The sequence below is a fragment of the Citrobacter sp. JUb117 genome, from assembly GCF_024809055.1.
Taxonomy (GTDB): Bacteria; Pseudomonadota; Gammaproteobacteria; order Enterobacterales; family Enterobacteriaceae; genus Citrobacter; species Citrobacter gillenii.
This window is the reverse complement of the sequence record NZ_JANUFB010000008.1, coordinates 140094-161497: the sequence shown is the minus strand read 5'-3', so window position 1 is coordinate 161497 and position 21404 is coordinate 140094. Positions and strand designations below refer to the sequence as shown.

19 protein-coding genes are annotated in these 21404 nt (G+C 54.0%); 5 read left to right on the top strand and 14 right to left on the bottom strand.

Annotated elements, in window-relative coordinates; all coding sequences use genetic code 11:
- Positions 1–501 precede the first annotated feature (501 nt).
- The 3 genes from fumD to ttrS all read right to left on the bottom strand — a co-directional run bounded on the left by fumD (position 502) and on the right by ttrS (position 3145).
- Complete coding sequence (gene fumD / locus M2374_RS18475; RefSeq protein WP_096757203.1) at positions 502–711, bottom strand: fumarate hydratase FumD; 210 nt, start codon at positions 709–711, stop codon at positions 502–504.
- Positions 712–804: 93 nt separating this feature from the next.
- Positions 805–1389, bottom strand: a complete 585-nt coding sequence (gene ttrR / locus M2374_RS18470) for a tetrathionate respiration response regulator TtrR (RefSeq protein ID WP_181688178.1) — start codon at positions 1387–1389, stop codon at positions 805–807.
- Between the two features lie 22 nt (positions 1390–1411).
- A complete protein-coding gene (gene ttrS / locus M2374_RS18465) occupies positions 1412–3145 on the bottom strand; it encodes a tetrathionate respiration histidine kinase TtrS (RefSeq protein ID WP_181688179.1) in 1734 nt (577 codons plus the stop codon).
- A 179-nt stretch (positions 3146–3324) separates the two neighbouring features.
- On the opposite strand from ttrS, the gene ttrB reads away from it, so the two are divergent.
- From ttrB to ttrA, 3 genes are read left to right on the top strand one after another with little or no spacing between them, the layout of a single operon-like run.
- A complete protein-coding gene (gene ttrB / locus M2374_RS18460; RefSeq protein WP_217439024.1) occupies positions 3325–4059 on the top strand; it encodes a tetrathionate reductase subunit TtrB in 735 nt (244 codons plus the stop codon).
- Positions 4060–5082: a tetrathionate reductase subunit TtrC gene (gene ttrC / locus M2374_RS18455; protein ID WP_181688180.1), complete on the top strand. Its 1023-nt coding sequence runs from the start codon at positions 4060–4062 to the stop codon at positions 5080–5082.
- Entirely contained in the window at positions 5075–8146 is a 3072-nt protein-coding gene (gene ttrA, locus M2374_RS18450) for a tetrathionate reductase subunit TtrA (protein WP_181688181.1), read from the top strand. The genes ttrC and ttrA overlap by 8 nt, the downstream gene beginning before the upstream one ends.
- Positions 8147–8233: 87 nt before the next feature.
- On the opposite strand, the gene M2374_RS18445 is transcribed toward ttrA, so the two are convergent.
- The 3 genes from M2374_RS18445 to M2374_RS18435 are packed head-to-tail and all read right to left on the bottom strand — an operon-like array spanning position 8234 to position 10751.
- Complete coding sequence (locus tag M2374_RS18445) at positions 8234–9046, bottom strand: MetQ/NlpA family ABC transporter substrate-binding protein (protein ID WP_096757208.1); 813 nt, start codon at positions 9044–9046, stop codon at positions 8234–8236.
- Positions 9047–9067: 21 nt separating this feature from the next.
- Positions 9068–9736, bottom strand: coding sequence for a methionine ABC transporter permease (locus M2374_RS18440; RefSeq protein WP_117343026.1), 669 nt, complete (start codon positions 9734–9736; stop codon positions 9068–9070).
- The gene (locus M2374_RS18435; protein WP_115258625.1) at positions 9729–10751 is read right to left on the bottom strand and encodes a methionine ABC transporter ATP-binding protein; all 1023 of its coding nucleotides are present in this window, start codon (positions 10749–10751) and stop codon (positions 9729–9731) included. Before M2374_RS18435 ends, M2374_RS18440 begins: the two co-directional genes overlap by 8 nt.
- A gap of 572 nt (positions 10752–11323) precedes the next feature.
- Here M2374_RS18435 and pykF point away from each other — a divergent pair.
- Together pykF and lpp are read left to right on the top strand one after the other, a co-directional pair.
- Positions 11324–12745, top strand: a complete 1422-nt coding sequence (gene pykF / locus M2374_RS18430; RefSeq protein ID WP_096757211.1) for a pyruvate kinase PykF — start codon at positions 11324–11326, stop codon at positions 12743–12745.
- A 308-nt stretch (positions 12746–13053) separates the two neighbouring features.
- Positions 13054–13290, top strand: a complete 237-nt coding sequence (gene lpp, locus M2374_RS18425; protein WP_003029373.1) for a murein lipoprotein Lpp — start codon at positions 13054–13056, stop codon at positions 13288–13290.
- Positions 13291–13359: 69 nt separating this feature from the next.
- On the opposite strand, the gene M2374_RS18420 is transcribed toward lpp, so the two are convergent.
- From M2374_RS18420 to M2374_RS18385, 8 genes are all read right to left on the bottom strand, one after another.
- On the bottom strand, positions 13360–14361 hold the full coding sequence (locus M2374_RS18420) for a L,D-transpeptidase family protein (protein WP_115258626.1): 1002 nt from the start codon (positions 14359–14361) through the stop codon (positions 13360–13362).
- Between the two features lie 123 nt (positions 14362–14484).
- Positions 14485–14901 carry a cysteine desulfuration protein SufE gene (gene sufE / locus M2374_RS18415; RefSeq protein WP_181688182.1) on the bottom strand — a complete coding sequence of 139 codons (417 nt, stop codon included), beginning with the start codon at positions 14899–14901 and terminating at the stop codon, positions 14485–14487.
- 12 nt (positions 14902–14913) lie between these two features.
- On the bottom strand, positions 14914–16134 hold the full coding sequence (gene sufS / locus M2374_RS18410; protein WP_117343024.1) for a cysteine desulfurase SufS: 1221 nt from the start codon (positions 16132–16134) through the stop codon (positions 14914–14916).
- On the bottom strand, positions 16131–17402 hold the full coding sequence (gene sufD, locus M2374_RS18405) for a Fe-S cluster assembly protein SufD (protein WP_153880380.1): 1272 nt from the start codon (positions 17400–17402) through the stop codon (positions 16131–16133). Before sufD ends, sufS begins: the two co-directional genes overlap by 4 nt.
- Positions 17377–18123 carry a Fe-S cluster assembly ATPase SufC gene (sufC, locus tag M2374_RS18400; RefSeq protein WP_115258630.1) on the bottom strand — a complete coding sequence of 249 codons (747 nt, stop codon included), beginning with the start codon at positions 18121–18123 and terminating at the stop codon, positions 17377–17379. Before sufC ends, sufD begins: the two co-directional genes overlap by 26 nt.
- 16 nt (positions 18124–18139) lie before the next feature.
- Complete coding sequence (gene sufB / locus M2374_RS18395) at positions 18140–19627, bottom strand: Fe-S cluster assembly protein SufB (RefSeq protein WP_096757217.1); 1488 nt, start codon at positions 19625–19627, stop codon at positions 18140–18142.
- Between the two features lie 8 nt (positions 19628–19635).
- The gene (sufA, locus tag M2374_RS18390) at positions 19636–20004 is read right to left on the bottom strand and encodes a Fe-S cluster assembly scaffold SufA (protein ID WP_115258631.1); all 369 of its coding nucleotides are present in this window, start codon (positions 20002–20004) and stop codon (positions 19636–19638) included.
- A 497-nt stretch (positions 20005–20501) separates the two neighbouring features.
- Positions 20502–21377: a LysR family transcriptional regulator gene (locus M2374_RS18385; RefSeq protein WP_115258632.1), complete on the bottom strand. Its 876-nt coding sequence runs from the start codon at positions 21375–21377 to the stop codon at positions 20502–20504.
- Positions 21378–21404: the final 27 nt, after the last annotated feature.

Genomic DNA, 21404 nt, shown 5'->3' with positions numbered 1-21404 from the left:
TTCCTCTTCGCAAACGCTGTAGCAGCAACACATCCAGTGCTCATGTTTATACGCGCCGGGCAGGCCAAATCGGGCCACTGATGTTGCCGACAACACGTGATATTTTTGCCCTAACCTGATCGCATCAATGACGGTGGTTAAACGGAGTGAATCTTTACCCTCAAGACAGGAATAACCCTTTAGGGTTAGGCGGATAAATAATGTGGTTATTCATAGCCTGTAACCTTGATCGTTATCAAGTAAAAACGGGAAGGAGAATAATTAATGCGGAGTGATATTTATTATCATTAAGGCAGGTTGAAATAGTATTTCATCTGCATTACAAATATTTGTGATTACACCTCCAAATATAAGCGTTTGTTTTAATCGATATATAATATAATACATAACGACAAATACATTTTTCTGCACTTTTTATTTTCAAAGATGAATTATATATATTGATAGAATACCGTGGCAGAATTACAGGGCGGTAGCCTTTCTCCACCGCCCTTTTCAGGATTAACCGGCTAACGCTTTAATCACCGTCTCCATGGCCTGTTTTTCTAACTCACTGCGTTGCACACGCTGATTGGCGAGGGTGGTTCTCAGTACACCGGCAATGACGATATGCTTAGGCTCTTGTCCCAGATCGCGCATTTCCAGTACTACTTTACCAACAACTCTGCACATCTCGCGGTACAGTTCGTCATCTTTGGTCTGATTACCCATATTTGCCTGCTCGTCATTAGCTCAAACCAACAGCATATATCAGTCTGGCTTATTAGACAAAAAATCAATGAAAATCAAATAACTGTCATGAATCTACAGAATCTGCTGGAGTCGGTGAACCAGCTCAGCCAGGCTCCCCGCCTGCATTTTTTCCATCACTCTTGCCCGGTGAACCTCAACGGTACGGACCGCAATATTCATTGCATCTGCGATTTCCCGGTTCATCAACCCTTGTGCCACCAGACCGGCCAGTTGGCGTTCCTTTGGGGTAAGCTGTTGGTAGCAAGCGACAATCTCATGGCGCGTGCATGCCGTAATGGAAACCTGCAGAGCATGTTCCAACGCGACCTGAAGTGGTCCGGCAGAAACCGGCTTTTGCAGAAAATCGACCGCTCCACGTTTCATTTGCGCGACCGCCATCGGTACATCGCCATGCCCGGTAAGAAAGACCACCGCCAGCGTGCTGCCGCGCCGTAGCATCTCGTCATGTACACCTTGTCCATCCAGTCCCGGCATACGCATATCCAGCAATACAACCCCGACCTGATGCAGATTGACCTCGGCCAGGAAGGTTTCTCCGTGCTGCCAGCACCGGACCTCGTATCCCAGACTTTCCAGTAAAAATGCGCAGGCCTGGGTGACGGCTACATCGTCATCCAGCAGATGAATGATCGCCACAATCGCCCCCTTTCTGTGTTGGCTAAAATTGTAATCTTACCGCGACACCCGCCCGACCATCTGGAGCCTGTTGATTGTTGATGCTAATCTCGCCGCCGGCATAGCGAACCAGGCGTTGGCATATGACCAATCCCAGCCCCATTCCTTCTTTGCGGGTAGTCATAAACGGTTGGAACGCTTGATAAAGCTGAGTTTCATCGATTCCCCCGGCGTTATCCTGTACCTGTATGCTGATACCGTCGTCCTCATGTTGAGCGGTAAACCACACCGTGCTGGCCCCTGCCTGAGCGGCGTTAAGCACCAGATTTGCCAGTACTTGTTCCAGCAGAACGCTGGGCAGCGTCAGCGTTAAGTTTGCGCTGACCGTCGTTTGCAGCGTGACGTCAGGGAATTGCTGTGTCATACGCAATAATTGCCACACGTGGTGGACAGCATCACGGATGTTGATCGCCTGCCAGTCATCCGTCATTACTGGATTGCCCTGGGCCTGGCTGGCCCACAGACGCAGATTGCGCAACGTATCGGCCCCCCGCTGTGCCTGAGCATCTATCTGTTCAAGCGCAGGTAACAGCGGATGCTGTTGATCCTGACCGCGCAGGCGAATCAGGCAGCCTTGCGCATAGTGACGGATAGCCGAGAGCGGCTGGTTAAGTTCATGGGCAAACCCGGACGTCATCTCGCCGAGGACGCTCATCTGACGCGCGGTTTCCAGTGCCTGCTCCTGCTTGCGCAACAGCACATTGTTACGCTCCAGCAGCCTGCCGCGACGACGGACCAACAGCATCACCCAGATGTAGTTGAGTGTGAGCAACAGCAGAACCACCGCTGCTGCCCCCATTACCAGTTGATGCTGGATAAACCAGCTTTTGATATCCAGCCACAGTTGACGCTGCTGCGGGTGCTGACGAACGTCACGTAGTAACGTTTCGACCTCGCGGGTCGAGGCGGGAGCTCCCCAGCGAAAAGGCGCATCTTGTGGTGCATTAAACAGAACCCGGGTGACGCGATCGGCAAGTTCATCACTCACTGCAGGCAGTGCGGCGAAGGACCAGTCAGGATAAAGCGGCGTGCTGCTCAGGCAGGGAATCGACGTCGGATGGTTGAGCACCACCTTAAAATCGGCTTTATGGATCAGCCCTTCTTCATCCATTTTTTCCAGCAGACACACCGGCACAATCACGGCCTGAACGGCTTTCTCACGCAATAAATACACTAACGCATCGGCAGGAAAACCCGTGAACCTCAGGCGCAAATCGCGCTCCGGGCGCAATCCCGCATCGATAAGCGCTTTATAACCCAGCAAATAGCCGCCAAATGCCTGGGCATCGATCGCCCCAACCGTTTTGCCGATCAGATCGTGTGCCGACGCGATCTCTCCGTCACGCCTGACCAGGATCGCACTACCAATCACATTGCTGGTCGCTTTTCCGCCGCGGGTGGAGCGTAAGGATGCCAGCCAGCGTAGCGCTGCGCGGTTGTTTAACTGCACAAACTGCGCCGGATTGGTCACCACAAACTGCACGGTTCCCCGGTTCACGGCATCTTGCATCTGGTGCAGGTCCAGCGGTTGAATATGAAATCGTTCACCGGCGATTTGCTGATTCAGCAGGGTTTCCAGCGGCTGCCAGTGATTACGTGTGGTGACCTCCCCACGCATGGCTAAGACGCCAATGTTCCATGTCTGCGCCCAGGCCGCTCCACTCAGCATCCACAACGCTGCCAGCACCGTCAGGCAATGTACTACTTTACATCTCACGCCATTATCCCTGTCATTTATGTTGTTTTAGATCAACAACAAGTCGGGTATGTGGTTAACCACAATAGAGTACCCCCCGCCACGATTTTTACACTGTAAATCATCAAGATTCTTTATTCATCACACGCAAACCAACGGCGTGACCAATGTTTCGTTGTTGCATTGTGACGGGAGAAAATATGGACAGCAGTAAACGGCAGTTTCTCCAGCAACTGGGCGTTCTGACCGCAGGCGCATCCCTGGTTCCCCTGGCTCAGGCCGAGTTTCCCTTCTCGCCAGAACGCCATGAGGGGTCGCGCCAGCATCGCTACGCCATGTTGATTGATCTGCGGCGGTGTATCGGCTGTCAGGCCTGTACCGTCAGTTGCGCCATTGAAAACCAGACGCCTCAGGGCGCGTTTCGTACCAACGTCAACCAGTATCAGGTACAGGTTGAGGGTCAGCAAAGCGTCACCAACGTGCTGCTGCCGCGCCTGTGTAACCATTGCGATAACCCACCTTGTGTGCCCGTTTGTCCCGTGCAGGCCACCTTTCAGCGTGAAGATGGCATTGTAGTGGTCGACAATACGCGCTGTGTGGGCTGCGCCTACTGCGTGCAAGCCTGCCCATACGATGCTCGGTTTATTAACCATGAAACGCAGACCGCCGACAAATGCACATTTTGCGTGCACCGCCTGGAAGCCGGGCTGCTCCCGGCCTGCGTGGAGTCCTGTGTGGGGGGCGCGCGCATCATTGGCGACATCAACGATCCGCACAGCCGGATTTCACGCATGCTGCACGAACACCATGACACCATCAAAGTCCTGAAACCGGAAAGCGGCACCTCGCCTCACGTGTTCTATCTGGGGCTAGATGACGCCTTCGTCACCCCGTTGATGGGACGTGCTCAACCCGCTCTGTGGCAGGAGGTTTAAATGACCCATTCACTGATTATCGAAGAGGTGCTGGCCCATCCGCAGGAAATAAGCTGGTTACCCTGGGCGGTACAGTATTTCTTTTTCATTGGCATTGCCGCCTGCGCGGCGCTGTTCGCCTGCGTGCTCCACTGGCGTAAAAAAGCGCAGCCGCAGCTAGAAAACTTGACGCTGCTGATCGCCCTGACCTGTGCCATCACCGCCCCGCTGGCGCTGACCGCGGATCTGCACCAGACCGCGCGCGTCTGGCATTTCTATGCCTATCCGACACCGTGGTCATGGATGCCGTGGGGGGCACTGTTTTTACCGTTGTTCACCGGGTTTCTCGGGCTGTGGTTTCTGGCGCAGCAGGTCAAACGGTTTACGCATAAAAGTTACAGTGTCACTAGATGGCTGGCTGTGGGCAGCGCGCTCTCAGCCATTGGATTATTGGTGTATACCGGCCGCGAAGTCTCCGTCGTGCAGGCGCGTCCCATCTGGTTCAGCTATGCCTTCCCGCTGGCGATGTTCCTCAGCGCGCTGCAAACCTTCTTCGCCCTGCTTATCGCCAGCATAAACCGCGACAGCACACTGCCGCGCAAGCTGGCATGGGGGCAGATTGTCACGTTGATCGCCCTGGCCATTGTGATGGCGTGGTGGGTGAGCGGCGATACGCTTTCCGGCTCGGCGATTCGCCAGTGGCTGGATGTCGCCGCGTCTGCACGGCACTACGCCATCGGCTGGGTAGTGCTGTGGGCTGTCTCACTGGCACTTTGCGGATGGGTGTTACGTCACCCATCGTCATTACCGCTGCGTATTACGCTGGCCTTCAGCGCCATGGCGCTGTGCTGGCTGATGCGCTGGACGATACTGATTCAGGTGCAGACCATCCCCAAATTTAACGCGCAATTCAATCCGTACTCCCTGCCCGGCGGCACAGATGGCTGGCTGGCCATTGTAGGCACCTTTGGCCTGTGGGTTGCGCTACTCATTATTGTTCATGAAGGCCTCAACGCGATCGCAAGGAGAATGCAACATGGCTAATTTAACCCGTCGTCAGTGGCTTAAAGTTGGTCTCGCCGTTGGCGGGATGGTGACCTTTGGCCTGAGTTATCGGGATGTGGCAAAGCGCGCGATTGACGGTTTGCTGGATGGCACCTCGGGGAAAATCACCCGCGATCGCATCTTCGGCAATGCGCTGATCCCCGAAGCCAACGCCCAACCGCGCTGGCAGCAGGATCCGCAGCAGGTGATCGCCATGACCCAGTGCTTCGGCTGCTGGACCCAGTGCGGTGTGCGAGTCCGCGTCGACAGCAAAGCGGGGAAAGTTCTGCGCATTGCGGGCAACCCCTACCACCCACTGTCGCATGAACATCACATTGATTCGTCGGTTCCGTTTGCCACGGCAATGGAACAACTGGCGGGCGAAAGCGGTCTTGATGCGCGTTCCACCGCCTGCGCCCGGGGCGCAACCCTGCTCGAAGGCCTGTACAGCCCGCTGCGAATTCTGGAGCCGATGAAGCGCGTCGGTAAACGTGGCGAAGGTAAATGGCAGCGCATCAGCTTTGAACAGCTCATCAAAGAGGTGGTGGAAGGCGGCAACCTGTTTGGCGAAGGTCACATTGACGGCCTGCGGGCCATCCACGACCCCATCACCCCGTTAGATGCTAAGCACCCCGGCTTTGGCCCGAAATCCAATCAACTGCTGGTCACCAATACCAGCGACGAGGGACGCGATACGTTTATCCGCCGTTTCGCACTGAACAGTTTTGGTAGTAAAAACTTCGGCGCGCACGGTGCGTATTGTGGGCTAGCGTATCGGGCCGGTTCCGGCGCGCTAATGGGCGATCTGGATAAAAACACCCACGTCAAACCGGACTGGGATAACGTTGAGTTCGCGTTATTTATGGGCACCTCCCCGGCGCAGTCCGGCAACCCGTTTAAGCGCCAGGCTCGCCAACTCGCCAGCGCCCGCTTACGCAATGATTTCGAGTATGTCGTTGTCGCACCCGCCCTGCCATTAACCACGGTACTGGCTGACGATCGCGGTCACTGGCAGCCTGTGCACCCGGGGAGCGACTCGGCGCTGGCAATGGGAATGATCCGCTGGATAATCGAAAAGCAGCGTTACAACGCCGATTACCTCGCCATCCCTGGTGTCCAGGCCATGCAACAGGCCGGAGAAAAAAGCTGGACCAACGCCACGCATCTGGTGATTACCGATGAGATCCCAACGCTTGCCGGACAGCATCTCACGCTCGCCCATCTGAACACCGACGCGCCTGGCGAACCGCTGGCCGTTAACGAGGCCGGTGACATGGTAGCAGCCAGCAGCTGTCAACGCGCACAGCTGTTCGTGACCCGCGAAGTAACGCTGGCCGACGGGCAAACCGTGACGGTCAAAAGCGGATTCCAGCGTCTGAAAGAGTCTGCCGAAAAGCTGTCACTGGCGCAATACAGCCAGCAGTGCGGCGTGTCGGAGGCAAAAATAGGCGCGCTGGCAGACGCCTTTACCCGTCACGGGCGTAAAGCGGCGGTGATCACCCACGGCGGGATGATGGCAGGCAACGGATTTTACAACGCCTGGGCGGTGATGATGCTGAATGCGCTGATTGGCAACCTCAGCCTCGAAGGCGGGGTCTTTGTGGGCGGCGGTAAATTCAACGGTGCCACTGACGGACCGCGCTACAATATGGACAGTTTCGCCGGAAAGGTGAAGCCGAAAGGCCTGAGCATCGCGCGCAGTAAAACCGCCTATGAATCCTCGGAAGAGTACCGTAATAAAGTGGCTGCCGGACAATCGCCCTTCCCGGCGAAAGCCCCATGGTATCCGTTTGTCGCCGGGCAGTTGACCGAATTACTCGTCTCGGCGCTCGAAGGCTACCCGTATCCGCTAAAAGCCTGGATCTCCAACATGACCAACCCGTTTTACGGCATTGCGGGGCTGCGTGGCGTAGCGGAAGAAAAGCTCAAAGATCCGGCGCGTCTGCCGCTATTTATTGCCATTGATGCTTTTATGAACGAAACCACCGCGCTGGCGGACTATATTGTCCCGGATACCCACAACTTCGAAAGCTGGGGATTCAGCGCCCCGTGGGCAGGCGTGGCGAGCAAGGCCACCACCGCCCGCTGGCCGATTGTTGCACCCGCCACCAGCAAAACCGCCGACGGCCAACCAGCATCCATGGAGTCATTTTGCATCGCGGTGGCAAAACGCATTGGGCTGCCGGGCTTTGGCGATAACGCCATTACCGATCCGCAGGGCAATCACTATCCGCTGAACCGCGCGGAAGATTACTACCTGCGACTGGCCGCCAACATTGCGTTTATGGGTAAGGCGCCGGTCGCCGAAGCCGCGCCGGAAGATATCTCGCTGACCGGCGTGACGCGGATCCTGCCGGTCATCACCGACACGCTAAAAGCCGACGAAGTTCGTCGCGTGGCGTTTGTCTACTCGCGCGGTGGTCGTTTTGCGCCAGATAAGAGTGGCCGCACCGATAACCGCGTCGGTAATGCGTGGGAGAAACCTCTGCAAATCTGGAACGCGGATGTCGCCGCACACCGCCATGCGATCACCGGCGAGCGCTACAGCGGCTGTCCGGCCTGGTATCCTTCCCGCCTGTCCGACGGGCGTTCGGTGGACGAATTGTTTCCGCAGCAGGAATGGCCACTGAAGATGATCTCCTTTAAGTCCAATACCATGTCCAGCGCCTCGGCGGTGATCCCACGTCTTCACCATCTCAAGCCTGTGAATCTGGTGGCGCTCAACCCGCAGGACGGCGCGCGTTATGGTGTGTCACACGGCGACACGGTGCGCATCATCACGCCGGGTGGACACGCACAAGCGCAGGTCAGCCTGCTCAACGGCGTTATGCCGGGCGTTATCGCAATTGAACATGGCTACGGACATAAAGAAATGGGGGCAGCACAGCATACGCTTGACGGAGAGCCGATGGCGTTTGATGAAAAGATTAAATCGGGGATTAATATTAACGATTTGGGTTTTGCCGACCCGACGCGTCAGGTGGCCAATACCTGGCTGGACTGGGTCTCAGGAGCGTCTGTGCGCCAAGGGCTACCGGCGAGAATCGAGCGAGTGCAACTCTAGCGCCGGATGGCAACGCTACTGCGTTTTACCCGGCCTACAGACGTTGTAGGCCGGGTAAGGCGAAGCCGCCACCCGGCAGAAAGTGGATCAGTTATTTACCGGGATCACCGCGCCTTTATATTTGGTGCGGATCCAGTCCTGAATTTCTTTTGAGTGCAGTGCGTCAACCAGCGCCACAATATCCTTTTTCTTCTCATCGCCGCGATGCACGGTAATGATGTTGGCATACGGGTTGTTTTCGCCGCTTTCGACAGCAATCGGATCTTTCACCGGATCCAGCCCGGCATCGATAGCGTAGTTGGCGTTGATCACCACTGCATCGCCTTCATCGTTGTTATACATCTGCGGCAACAGTGCCGCTTCAACGTTAGGCAGGAACTTCAGCTTTTTCGGGTTCTCAACGATGTCGCTGATGCGCGCGGTGACTTTATCAACGCCTGGCTTGAGCTTAATCACACCCTCTTTTTCGAAAATCGACAGAATGCGCCCTTCTTCGGACACCGCATCACGCATGATGATCTTTCCGCCCTCCGGCAGGTCCTTCAGCGACTTTACCTTTTTAGAATAGATACCAATCGGCTCAATGTGAATCGCCCCGGCGCTGACGAAATCATAGGTCTTATCACCCGCATGATCCTTCAGTACGCTGTTCAGGTACGGAATATGCTGGAAGTAGTTGGCGTCAATCTCACGCCCCGCCAGCGCGGTGTTTGGCAGAATGTAGTCCTGGAACGGTTTAATCTCCAGCTCGATCCCCTGCTTTGCCAGGATCGGTTTCGCCTGTTCGAGGATCTCAGCGTGCGGCACGTTGGACGCGCCCACGGTCAGCGTATCTGCCCACGACGCAAAGCTCAGGGCGCTTAAGGTGGCGGCGGCGAGTAATGTCAGTGATTTTTTCATGATAATGGTTTCCGTATTTTATTAGCGTTTATCTAACAGAGAGGTGATCACATCGCCGCAAAACTGGATGATGAAGACAATAACCAGAATGGTCACCGTCGCCACCAGCGTAACGTCGCTGTGGTTGCGCTGGAATCCTTCCAGATAAGCCAAATTCCCTAAACCACCGGCACCAATCACACCAGCCATTGCGCTGTAGCTAACCAGGGCAATCAGCGTCACGGTGATACCGGACACCAGAGCGGGCGATGATTCCGGCAGTAAAACCCGAAAAATAAGCGTACTCAGACGTGCCCCCATGGAGCGGCTCGCTTCAATAACGCCTTTATCTACTTCACGCAGGGCAATTTCGACCAGACGGGCATAGAACGGTGCGGCACCCACGATCAGCGCGGGTAGCGCGGCGTTGGCACCAAGAATGGTGCCAACCAGCGTTTTGGTCACCGGGATCAGCAGCACGATCAAAATGATGAACGGGATTGAGCGGAAAATATTCACGATCAACGAGATGGCGCTGTACAGCGTGCGGTTCTGATACAGGCCGCCACGCGCGGTCAGAAATAGCGCCAGTCCGAGCGCAATACCCAGTACAAAGGTCGCCACACCGGAAAGCACGGTCATGTAGAGCGTTTCCTGAGTTGCCGCGAACAGTTGGTCCCATTTCAGATGGGGAAACAGGGAATCAGCCATGTTGGATAACCTCGCCGTCAACGTCGCTGTGGCGCAGATCGGCCAGAATATTGTTGAGTTGTTCTTCAGTGGCCACCACGTGCACCCACAGTTGACCAAACGCGCCATGGGCGGTTTGCGTCATCTTGCCGTGCAGAATGTTAAACGGCAGGCCGTAGCGCAGCGTCAGCTCCCCGACCACCGGCCGATGGGTACGCTGTCCGGTAAACGTTAACTTAATCACCGCACCGCCGAGTTCGCTTGCCAGTTGCGGATTAAACTCATCTTCCTCGGCATATTGACTTACCTGACGGACAAACTGACGGGTGATCGGCTGCTGCGGGTGGCTAAACACGCTGAGCACATCGCCCTCTTCAACCACTTTGCCGTTCTCCATCACCGCCACGCGATCGCAAATTTTGCGCACCACGTGCATCTCATGAGTGATCAGCACAATGGTTAATTTGAAACGCCGGTTAATATCGAGCAGCAAATCCAGGATTTGATCGGTGGTTTGCGGATCCAGCGCGGAGGTGGCTTCGTCGCACAACAGCACGTCCGGGTTGTTCGCCAGCGCACGGGCAATCCCGACACGCTGTTTTTGCCCACCGCTGAGCTGCGACGGCCAGGCGTTTTCTCGACCATCCAGCCCGACCAATGTAATCAGTTCGGCCACACGTGCTTTAATTTTTGCTTTTGGTACACCGGCGATTTGCATTGAGAAGGCAATGTTTTCGCTGACGGTCCGCGACCACAGCAGATTAAAGTGCTGAAACACCATGCTGATTTTCAGTCGTGCCTGGCGTAACGATTCCCCGCGCGCCGTGGAGATATCGTGACCATTGACGGTCACACTGCCGGAAGTTGGCTGTTCAAGGCCGTTAAGCAGGCGAATCAGGGTGCTCTTACCGGCACCGCTGTAGCCAATAATTCCGTAAATCTGCCCCTGTTCAACCGTCAGGTTGACGTTATCGACAGCGGTAATAGCAAGCCTGCCTGGCGTAAACACTTTCGAAATATTTTTCAGGACAATCATGTCGTTTGGGTATCCGCTGCTGCTTATCGTTATCCTGCTAACGCTTTTGGCTGTTTAGCAGTATGGATGTCCAAACGAGTGTAATCAGGGAAATGGGCTTTTGATATGAATTAAAAAGAATTTGATATAACTTTAAGGAATAACTGTTTTGCACTATTGTCGTTTGCAAGAGCCGGGAATGAAGAACCTCGTGTTGTTGCGCAACAGACCACCGCTGCGGACAACCTCTTTATCCATAGCAATGAACAAATTCGTGAATATTTTTTCGTGAAACTGCACAGAACGCTTTTGAAACACCGTTTCCATTTTCCTTTTAGATAATTTTCAGCGTATAATGCGCGCCAATTGTCTCTTGAATGGTTTCAGCACATTGACCTGTAAAACTCAACGACTACAAAACTCTCCTACCCGTTGGGCTGAAACGCAAGCACACATTCCTCTGCACGCTCTTTCGATGTCACCTATCCTTAGAGCGAGGCATCACAACTTTCGTAACTCAGGTTTAGCTTCCCATCCGTGCGCGACGGAAGCCAGATTTCCATATCCTTCTCAACTTAAAGACTAAGACTGTCATGAAAAAGACGAAAATTGTTTGCACCATCGGTCCGAAAACCGAATCCGAAGAGATGTTAACCAAAATGCTGGACGCGGGCATGAACGTCATGCGTCTGAACTTCTCCCACGGCGATTACGCAGAACACGGTCAGCGCATTAAGAACTTGCGCAACGTGATGAGCAAGACCGGCAAGAAAGCGGCCATCCTGCTCGACACCAAAGGTCCGGAAATCCGTACTATTAAACTGGAAGGCGGTAACGACGTTTCTCTGAAAGCGGGTCAGACCTTCACGTTCACCACCGACAAATCTGTCGTAGGTAACAACGAAATCGTTGCTGTTACTTATGAAGGCTTCACCAATGACCTGTCCGTTGGCAACACCGTGCTGGTTGACGATGGTCTGATCGGCATGGAAGTTACCGCAATCGAAGGTAACAAAGTTATCTGTAAAGTGCTGAACAACGGCGACCTGGGCGAAAACAAAGGCGTTAACCTGCCGGGCGTTTCTATCGCACTACCAGCACTGGCTGAAAAAGACAAACAGGACCTGATCTTCGGTTGCGAGCAAGGCGTTGACTTCGTTGCGGCGTCCTTTATCCGTAAACGTTCTGACGTCATTGAAATTCGTGAGCACCTGAAAGCGCACGGCGGCGAAAACATTCAGATCATCTCCAAAATCGAAAACCAGGAAGGCCTGAACAACTTCGACGAGATCCTCGAAGCGTCTGACGGCATCATGGTTGCACGTGGCGATCTGGGCGTAGAAATCCCGGTTGAAGAAGTTATCTTCGCGCAGAAGATGATGATCGAAAAATGCGTACGCGCACGTAAAGTGGTTATCACCGCGACTCAGATGCTGGACTCCATGATCAAAAACCCACGTCCGACCCGTGCTGAAGCCGGTGACGTGGCAAACGCCATCCTCGACGGTACTGATGCAGTCATGCTGTCTGGTGAATCCGCTAAAGGTAAATACCCGCTGGAAGCCGTTTCTATCATGGCAACCATCTGTGAACGTACCGACCGCGTGATGACCAGCCGTCTGGACAACAGCCATGACAACCGCAAACTGCGTATTACCGAAGCCGTTTGCCGTGGTGCTGTAGAAACCGCTGAAAAACTGGAAGCTCCGCTGATCGTCGTAGCGACCCAGGGTGGTAAATCCGCTAAAGCCGTACGTAAATACTTCCCGAACGCGACCATTCTGGCGCTGACCACCAACGAAGTGACTGCGCGTCAGCTGGTTCTCAGCAAAGGCGTGGTGCCGCACCTGGTGAAAGAAATCGCTTCTACTGATGATTTCTACCGTCTGGGTAAAGAAGTTGCGCTGCAGTTAGTTGAGCGCGGCCTGGCACAGAAAGGTGACGTTGTAGTGATGGTTTCCGGTGCGCTGGTACCGAGCGGCACCACCAACACGGCATCTGTTCACGTGCTGTAATAATTCCATCGGGAATTAATTTGCCTAAAAAGCGCCCTTGCGGCGCTTTTTTTATTTCCGCGTTAGCTACTATTAATAAAAAATCAAATCGGATTTCACTATCTAATTAGAGATTATCTAAGATGAATCCGATGGAAGCTTTCTGTTTTCACTCGGGTTTTTAGCCGTTTTTGCACAATTCGATGCTTCTTTGAGCGAACGATCAAAAATAAGTGCATTCGCATCAAAAAAATATTCTCAACCTAAAAAGCTTTGTGTAATACTTGTAACGCTACATGGAGATTAACTCAATCTAGAGGGTATTAATAATGAATCGTACTAAACTGGTACTGGGCGCGGTAATCCTGGGTTCTACTCTGCTGGCAGGTTGCTCCAGCAATGCTAAAATCGATCAGCTGTCTTCTGACGTTCAGACTCTGAACGCTAAAGTTGACCAGCTGAGCAACGACGTGAACGCAATGCGTTCCGACGTTCAGGCTGCTAAAGATGACGCAGCACGCGCTAACCAGCGTCTGGACAACGCAGCTACTAAATACCGTAAGTAATAGTATCTGTGTAATAGAAATGGCGCACATTGTGCGCCATTTTTTTTGCCCTTCATTCCTCCTTCCCTGTTACTGCATCGTCCGCACGTCCCCTGCTTCTGGCAATCCATTCTGTGCCGACTTCACCTCTGGCCCGTTGGCCACAATCGGTGCCTGCCCGGCCGTAACGGTAACCGGATAACCTGCCCGACGATACAGCGCCCGATCCACCAGCCCCAGGTCTACGGCTTTACTGTCTTTAAACTGGGTAAAACCGGCAGGCAGTACATACGGCATGGTCTGTACGTTTTGTTCTTCCTCTGGCGACAATGGTCGGTGCACTTCAACATAACGCATGCCGTTAGGCTCGATGGCGTACTTTATCGGCTCATTAATCACTCTGACCGGCGTGCCGGTTCTGACCTGAGCAAACAGGGCTTTGATGTCCGGCGCGTTCATGCGGATACAGCCAGAGCTGACGCGCAGGCCTACACTGTCGGGTGCGCTAGTGCCGTGGATGAGGTATTCACCGTTTCCATGCGCCAGACGCAGCGCAAAGCGTCCTAACGGGTTATTGGGCCCGGCGGGCACTACAGGGGGTAGCGTAATGCCGCGCTCCAGAGAACGCTTACGGATGCCTGGTGTTGGGGTCCATGTAGGGTTAGGGATTTTCTGTCCCACCCGAGTTTCCATCACCGGGGTCTCCAGTCCCTGTAAACCAATGCCAATCGGGAATACCTGAACAATATTCTCTCCCGGCGGGAAATAATACAGACGCAATTCTGCCAGATTAACAATAATACCTTCGCGCGGCGCATCCGGTAACAGCAGTTGCGAAGGAATCGTAATCAGGGTGCCGGGGCTGGGTACCGGGGCGATCGTATTATTCGCTTCGAGGATCAGCATCGCGGCGGTATCAAACCGGCGGGCTATTGCCTGCAAGTTTTTATCGCCTTCCTGCACGGTGTAGGTTTGATTCTGCCCGACAAGACGACTGTTCGCCGCAGGCAAAGGATAATCGACCGCCCAGGCGGCCTGTATAGCGCTGTAAGCGCCAATTAGCATTAGAGTAATAATAGACGCGCGTTTCATACTCACTCACCCCCCTGGCGTTATTGCCGGATAACGGCTGCTGCGGTATCCGGCCGACGAGTCATTGCATAAATCTGCTCAGCGCTATCCTGCAAGGTTTGCCGGATAACGTGTTTTATCAGTTTAGCTAAGAGTTGCCGCTTGCGTACGAATAGCGCGAATCATCGCTTCCAGCCCCTGTGAACGCGATGGCGTGAGATGTTGCGTCAGTGCCATTTTCTCGAACCACGGACGCACATCAAAACGCACAATATCTTCGGCAGTCATTCGATCATATAAAATGAATACCACAGCAATCAGTCCTTTCACAATTGCCGCATCACTGTCGCCCTGTAATTCAATAATTCCGTCAGCATTCTGACGCATTGTTATCCATACCTGACTCTGACAGCCCTGAATACTATTTTTCTCACAGCGATCATCAGCATTTAATTCTGGTAAACGCTGACCTAATTCAATGATATACAGATACTTCTCTTCCCAGTTCGCGCAGCGCTGAAAATTACGCAACAACTTTTCTTTATCCGGTAGCGCAGCCATACCCCCTCCCTGTTATCCCAATAAGTGATGAATACGTTTAAGTCCCGTTACCAGTCGATCCACCTCTTCCTGAGTGTTGTACATGGCAATCGAAGCCCGGCACATCGCAGGGACGTTATAATATGCCATCAACGGCATGGCGCAGTGGTGCCCGGTGCGTACGGCAATACCGTAGTTATCAAGAAAACTACCCACGTCGTAGGCGTGGTGTTTACCGAGGTTAAACGCGATGACGCCCAGACGCGCCTGCGGACCGTACAACGTCAGATCCGGCACACTGGCCAGCTGTTCTAGCGCGTAGCACATCATGAACTGCTCGTACTCGCTGATGTTATCCAGACCCAGCGCACTCACATATTCAATGGCAGCGCCCAGGCCGATAATACCGCCGGTATTGGGCGTTCCCGCTTCAAAACGCCACGGCGCTTTCGTCCAGGTGGTTCCCTGGCTCAGGCTAACCGTTGCTATCATTGAACCCCCGCCTTCCCAGGGCGGCATCTCCTGCAACAGCGACTCACGGGCATACAGCACGCCAATGCCCGTGGGTCCATACAGCTTATGGGCGGAGAAGACATAAAAGTCGCAATCCAGCGCCTGCACGTCTACTTTATGGTGCATCACCGCCTGCGCGCCATCGACCAGCACTTTTGCCCCGTGCTGATGCGCCAGCGCAATCATCTCCGCTAACGGGTTTTCGGTGCCCAGCACGTTGGATACATGGGTAATCGCCAGCAGTTGGGTGCGTTCGTCGAACAGAGTTGGCAGAGTATCCAACTGCAAGGTGCCATCAGCATTCAGGGGAATGACACGCAGCTCAGCACCCACGCGGGCACACAGCATCTGCCATGGCACGATGTTGGCGTGGTGTTCCATCTCACTGATGATGATGTTATCCCCCGCCCGCACATTGCTGGTGCCCCAACTGTTGGCTACCAGATTAATGCCTTCGGTCGTGCCACGCACAAATACCAGTTCTTCAGCGGAGCGGGCATTAATAAACAGCGACGCCAGCTTACGCACATTCTCCATTTTTTCCGTCGCCTGGGCGCTTAAGGTATGAATACCACGGTGAACCGCCGCATAGCCGTGGCGGTAAAACTCAGCTTCGGCATCAATCACCTGATTCGGCTTTTGCGCGCTGGCAGCGCTGTCCAGATACGCCAGCGGCAGGCCGTTCACTTCACGGGTCAGGACCGGAAAGTCGGCCCGCACTTTTTCAATCGGAAATGTCATGCTACGCCTCCCGGCAGGCGTTGGGCTATACGCGCCAGAACCTGTTGTTTAAGCGTTTCATCGCTCAGGGCTTCCGTCAGCTCAGCGGCAAACGCATAGAGAATCATCTGTTGAGCATCCTGCTGGCCGATCCCACGCGAACGCAGATAGAACATCTGCTCATCGTCGATCCGCCCTACCGTCGCGCCGTGGCTGCATTTCACGTCATCGGCATAGATTTCCAGTTGCGGTTTGGTGTCCACTTCCGACAGCTTACCGAGCAGCAAATTATTGTTCGTCATCTGTCCGTCGGTTTTAATCGCGTGCTGCGCCACGTTGATCAGACCATTGAACACCGCCCGACCTTTATCGCTGACGATGGTTTTATGCAGTTGGCGGCTGTTGCAATAGCCTTTGTTATGCTCAAGCCAGGTGCGGGTATCGCAGACTTCGTTTTTCACCGGCATCGCCAGACTGTTAATCCGCAGCGTGGTGTTTTCGCCGTTCAGTTGGGTGCTGGTGTTATGGCGCAACACCGCGTCGCCGAGCAAAAAGCTGTGGCTCACCGCCGTAGCATCTGCGCCCAACTGAATGTCGTTATGGGCGAAGTGATGGCTGACCGGGTTCTCAAACGCCAGCTTGATATGCTGCAAGTGGGCATTGGCCGCCACGTTCATCGTAACGCGCGCGCCGGTAAAGTGCTTCAGCGCATTGAGGCTGACAAAATGTTCGATGAGGGTGGCTTCTGCGCCTTCCGCCAGTTCAAGGTGGTGGCGATAATGCGCGGTATTGACGTCATCGCCCGCCACTCCCTGGGTGATGTGCATCAACAGTAGCGGTTTCGCCGGGCGCTGATTACGCTTCACCTTGATATGCGTCACACTGCGCGACAGGCTTTCCGTCAGATGCAGAAAAACCTCTGGCTGAATCGGTGCCGGTAGCGACAGGTGCGCATCGTCAACGGTAATGTCAAAGCCGCTACCGTCCGTGCTGTCGCTAAGCGCTTCGCAGAATTGCCCGTCGACAAACACCAGACGCACAGCATCAATGCCAGCGGCTAACGCCTCGCACTGCGCCGGGGTTATCGCGGCAAGATGACTAACAAACTGGCTACTGGTTAATCCTTCCAGCGGCGTGTATTTCCAGTCTTCATGCTTACGCGTAGGCAGCCCAAGACGCAGCATCTGCTGTAAGTGCTGCTGCGCGTGCTGCGAGCGGGTTTCGCCCTGTGACTCAAACAAGTGATGCCACTGCTGCAGCACATTACTGCTGTTCACTAAGCCAGCCATATCCTTGCTCCTCCAGCTGTTTAACCAGCGTGAAATCGCCGGACTTAACAATGCGTCCCTGATACAAAACATGGACGTAATCGGGTTTGATATAGTCGAGGATGCGCTGATAGTGGGTGACAATAATGAATGAACGCTTGCCGTCGCGCAGCGAATTGACGCCATCAGCGACAATTTTTAGTGCATCAATATCCAACCCCGAATCAGACTCGTCGAGAATGCACAGCTGAGGCTCCAGCACCGCCATCTGCAAAATATCATTGCGTTTTTTCTCACCGCCGGAGAAACCGACGTTTACCGAGCGGGTGAGCAAATCCTCCGGCATTTTCAACAGCGCGATTTTCTCCTCCATCAAATCCTGGAAGTCGAATCGATCCAGCGCGTCTTCGCCACGGTAACCGCGCACTGCATTAAGCGCGGTTTGCAGGAAAAACTGATTGCTGACGCCGGGAATTTCCACCGGGTATTGAAACGCCATAAAGATGCCTTCACCGGCCCGATCTTCCGGCGACAGTTCCAGTAAATCTTTACCGTTAAATTCCACCGTTCCCCCGGTGACGGCATAATCATCACGCCCGGCCAATGTTGCCGACAGCGTGCTTTTTCCTGAACCGTTCGGTCCCATAATGGCGTGAACTTCACCCGGGCGGACCTCCAGGCTCAGCCCACGCAGGATCGCCTTCTCTTCGACGCTGACCTGTAAATCTTTAATGCTTAACATGTGCTTTCCTTAAATTTTAACCGACGCTGTGTTCAAGGCTGATGGCGAGAAGTTTTTGCGCTTCAACAGCGAACTCCAGCGGCAGTTCAGAGAACACGTCTTTACAGAACCCGTTGACGATCATCGAGATGGCGTCTTCTTCGCTGATACCGCGCTGCAGACAGTAGAACAGCTGGTCTTCACCAATACGTGAGGTGGTGGCTTCGTGTTCAAGCTGGGCGCTGTTGTTGCGACACTCTACGTACGGGAAGGTGTGCGCCCCGCAGTCCGCACCAATCAGCATCGAGTCACACTGGGTATAGTTACGGGCGTTGGTGGCCGTCGGCATGATTTTTACCAGGCCGCGATAGCTGTTCTGGCTGTGCCCGGCGGAGATCCCTTTCGAGATAATGGTCGATTTGGTGTTCTTGCCGATGTGGATCATCTTGGTGCCGGTATCGGCCTGCTGATGACCGCTGGTCAACGCAACGGAGTAGAATTCGCCGATGGAGTTATCGCCGCGCAAAATACAGCTGGGGTATTTCCAGGTGATGGCCGAGCCAGTTTCCGACTGGGTCCACGACATTTTGCTGTTTTCGCCTTCACACAGTGCACGTTTGGTCACGAAGTTCAGAATGCCGCCGGTGTTGCCATCGCCAGGGAACCAGTTTTGCACCGTCGAGTATTTCACTTCAGCATCTTTGTGGATGATCACTTCCACCACCGCCGCGTGCAGCTGATAGCTGTCGCGCACCGGAGCAGAACATCCTTCAATGTAGCTGACGTAGCTGCCTTCATCCGCCACCAGGATAGTGCGTTCAAATTGCCCGGTTTTTTCCGCATTAATACGAAAATAGGTGGAAAGCTCCATTGGGCAGCGTACGCCTTTCGGCACATAGATAAACGTACCGTCTGAGGCAACCGCCGCATTCAGCGCGGCAAAGAAATTGTCGTTGCCCGGCACCACCGTGCCGAGATATTTTTTCACCAGTTCCGGGTGATCATGAATGGCCTCACCGAACGAGCAGAAAATAATGCCTTGCTCAGCCAGCTTTTCACGATAGGTGGTCGCCACCGATACCGAGTCAAAAATGGCATCGACCGCCACTTCTCGCCCTTCACGTACCGGCACGCCAAGTTGTTCGAAAGCGTCCTCAACCTCTTTACTTAAAAACGCATTCGCGCCCGTTTGCTGTACCGCTCCCGGCTCTGAGGCGCAGGTCTCATCGCAGTTGCCGCAGGAAGGTGCGGAGTAATAGCTGTAATCCTGATAATTCAGCTTATCGTAATGCGCTTTTAACCAGTGCGGCTCCTCCATCGTCAGCCACGCCTTAAACGCATCCAGGCGAAATGCCAGCATCCAGTCCGGTTCGTTGCGTTTCGCGGAAATCGCCCGCACGACTTCTTCATTGATGCCCTTCGCCAGTTCATCGGTTTTTAGTTGGGTGAAGAATCCCTCTTTATAATTGAGGTGTCCGCCAGCCCAGGTGTTGACATCGTCAGTTGCTTCAGTGTTACGCGACATAGTACCGCCTATACCCCAAAACTTTCGCCACAGCCGCATTCGTTCTGGGCTTTCGGGTTATGAAATTTAAATAACTGATTTAATCCTTCACGAACAAAATCGACTTCGGTTCCGTCAATAAACGGCATCGCCTGTAACGGCACATACAGCCTGGCGCCATCGGTTTCGAACACCAGATCGTCTTTTTCCGGTTGGCTGACGGTATCCAGCACATAGCCAAACCCCGCACATCCTGTTTGCTTCACGCCTAACCGCACGCCCAGCATATCGGGCTGTTTTGCCACCAGTTCACGAATATGCGCCGCTGCGGCTGGCGTTAACGTCAACCCACGCCATGCAAAATCGTTCGGATTAAATGTTCCTGAATGCAATTCCATAGGGTTACCTCGAGTCATTAACCTGCACGCTACAACACCATGTTAGTGATAATGATTATCACTTCAACCCCTGTTCAGCAGGGGCATTCGGGTTAACCGCCCTTTTTGGTTACTTTTATTAAGCATAGACCCTGCGGCGAGGGTTTACAGAGAGGGATTATTTTGTTCAATGCTTTGATAAATAATGGGTTACAAACCGTTAATCGTTCAGCAAGGTAAAACGCAAAAAGATGTATAGAAAATGTCTATTTAAGAGATAGGGGAAAGACGGAGAAATAGAGGTAACCGCGTGCAAAACGGCGCAGACAGACAATAAAAAACCCTTAAGGCTGCTATGTTAGCAGGCTTAAGGGTTCCGACCCCATCCGGCGCTTATCTCCGGCACTCACGATGGCTTAGCTCTTGAAGGGGCGATAAGAATAGTCTCACGACCTGACGCCGTGTTTTTAACACAAACTGCGGTTTGTCTGATTTACAGGCGGACGCAGCTCACATATTCAGACCAGAATCTCATGCAGGGCATCCAATAGCAGACGCAGCCCTGCCGGTTGATGCTCACGAGACAGGTATAAGCCGTAAATTGGCAGACGTCGCGGCTTGAGTTGGGGCAAAAGCCGGATCAACTGGCCGCGTGCCAGCCCTTCACGCGCCTCTTGTTCCGGCACCAGCGCAATACCCATACCAGCCAACGCCGACTCACATAATAGCGCAGAGATCCCCGCGCTGAGATTTCCCTTTATCGCCACCGATACAGCGTTGCCCTGCTCATCATCAAAGTGCCATGATTTTCCGGCAAACCCGCTGTAGTAAAGGCAATTATGCTGGGCGAGACAGTCCAGGGTTTGCGGAATGCCATGCTGGCGCAGGTAGTCCGCAGAGGCGCATAACACCGACTCACAGTCACCCAGACGACGGGCGATAGTACCCGGTTCAGGATTATCCGTAATGCGGATCGCCGCATCAATACGTTCACCGACCAGGCTCACCGGTTGATTGTTAATCTCAACCTCAATGCGCAGTTCAGGGAAACGCGCCAGAAAAACGGGCAGTACCGGCGCCAAAATATGCATCGCAGTAAAATGCGCGCAAGCCACACGTAGCGTGCCGGAAGGAATCTCTGCTGCGCTGGCGGCGCTGATATCCAGCGACAGCTGCGCCAGCGAGCGCGTCTTCACTAACGCCTCTTCCCCCGCGGGCGTAATGGTCAGCCGACGCGATGAACGGTGGATTAACCTTGCACCCGCCCATTTTTCCATCTCGTCGAGGTAGCGACTGACCATCGGACGGGAAAGCCCCAGCGCGCGCGCTGCGGCGCTCAGGCTGCCCAAATCGCAGATGTGGTTAAACACCGTTGCCGCCATGACTCTGTCCATTGCATCCCATCCGATCGTTTTATGAAA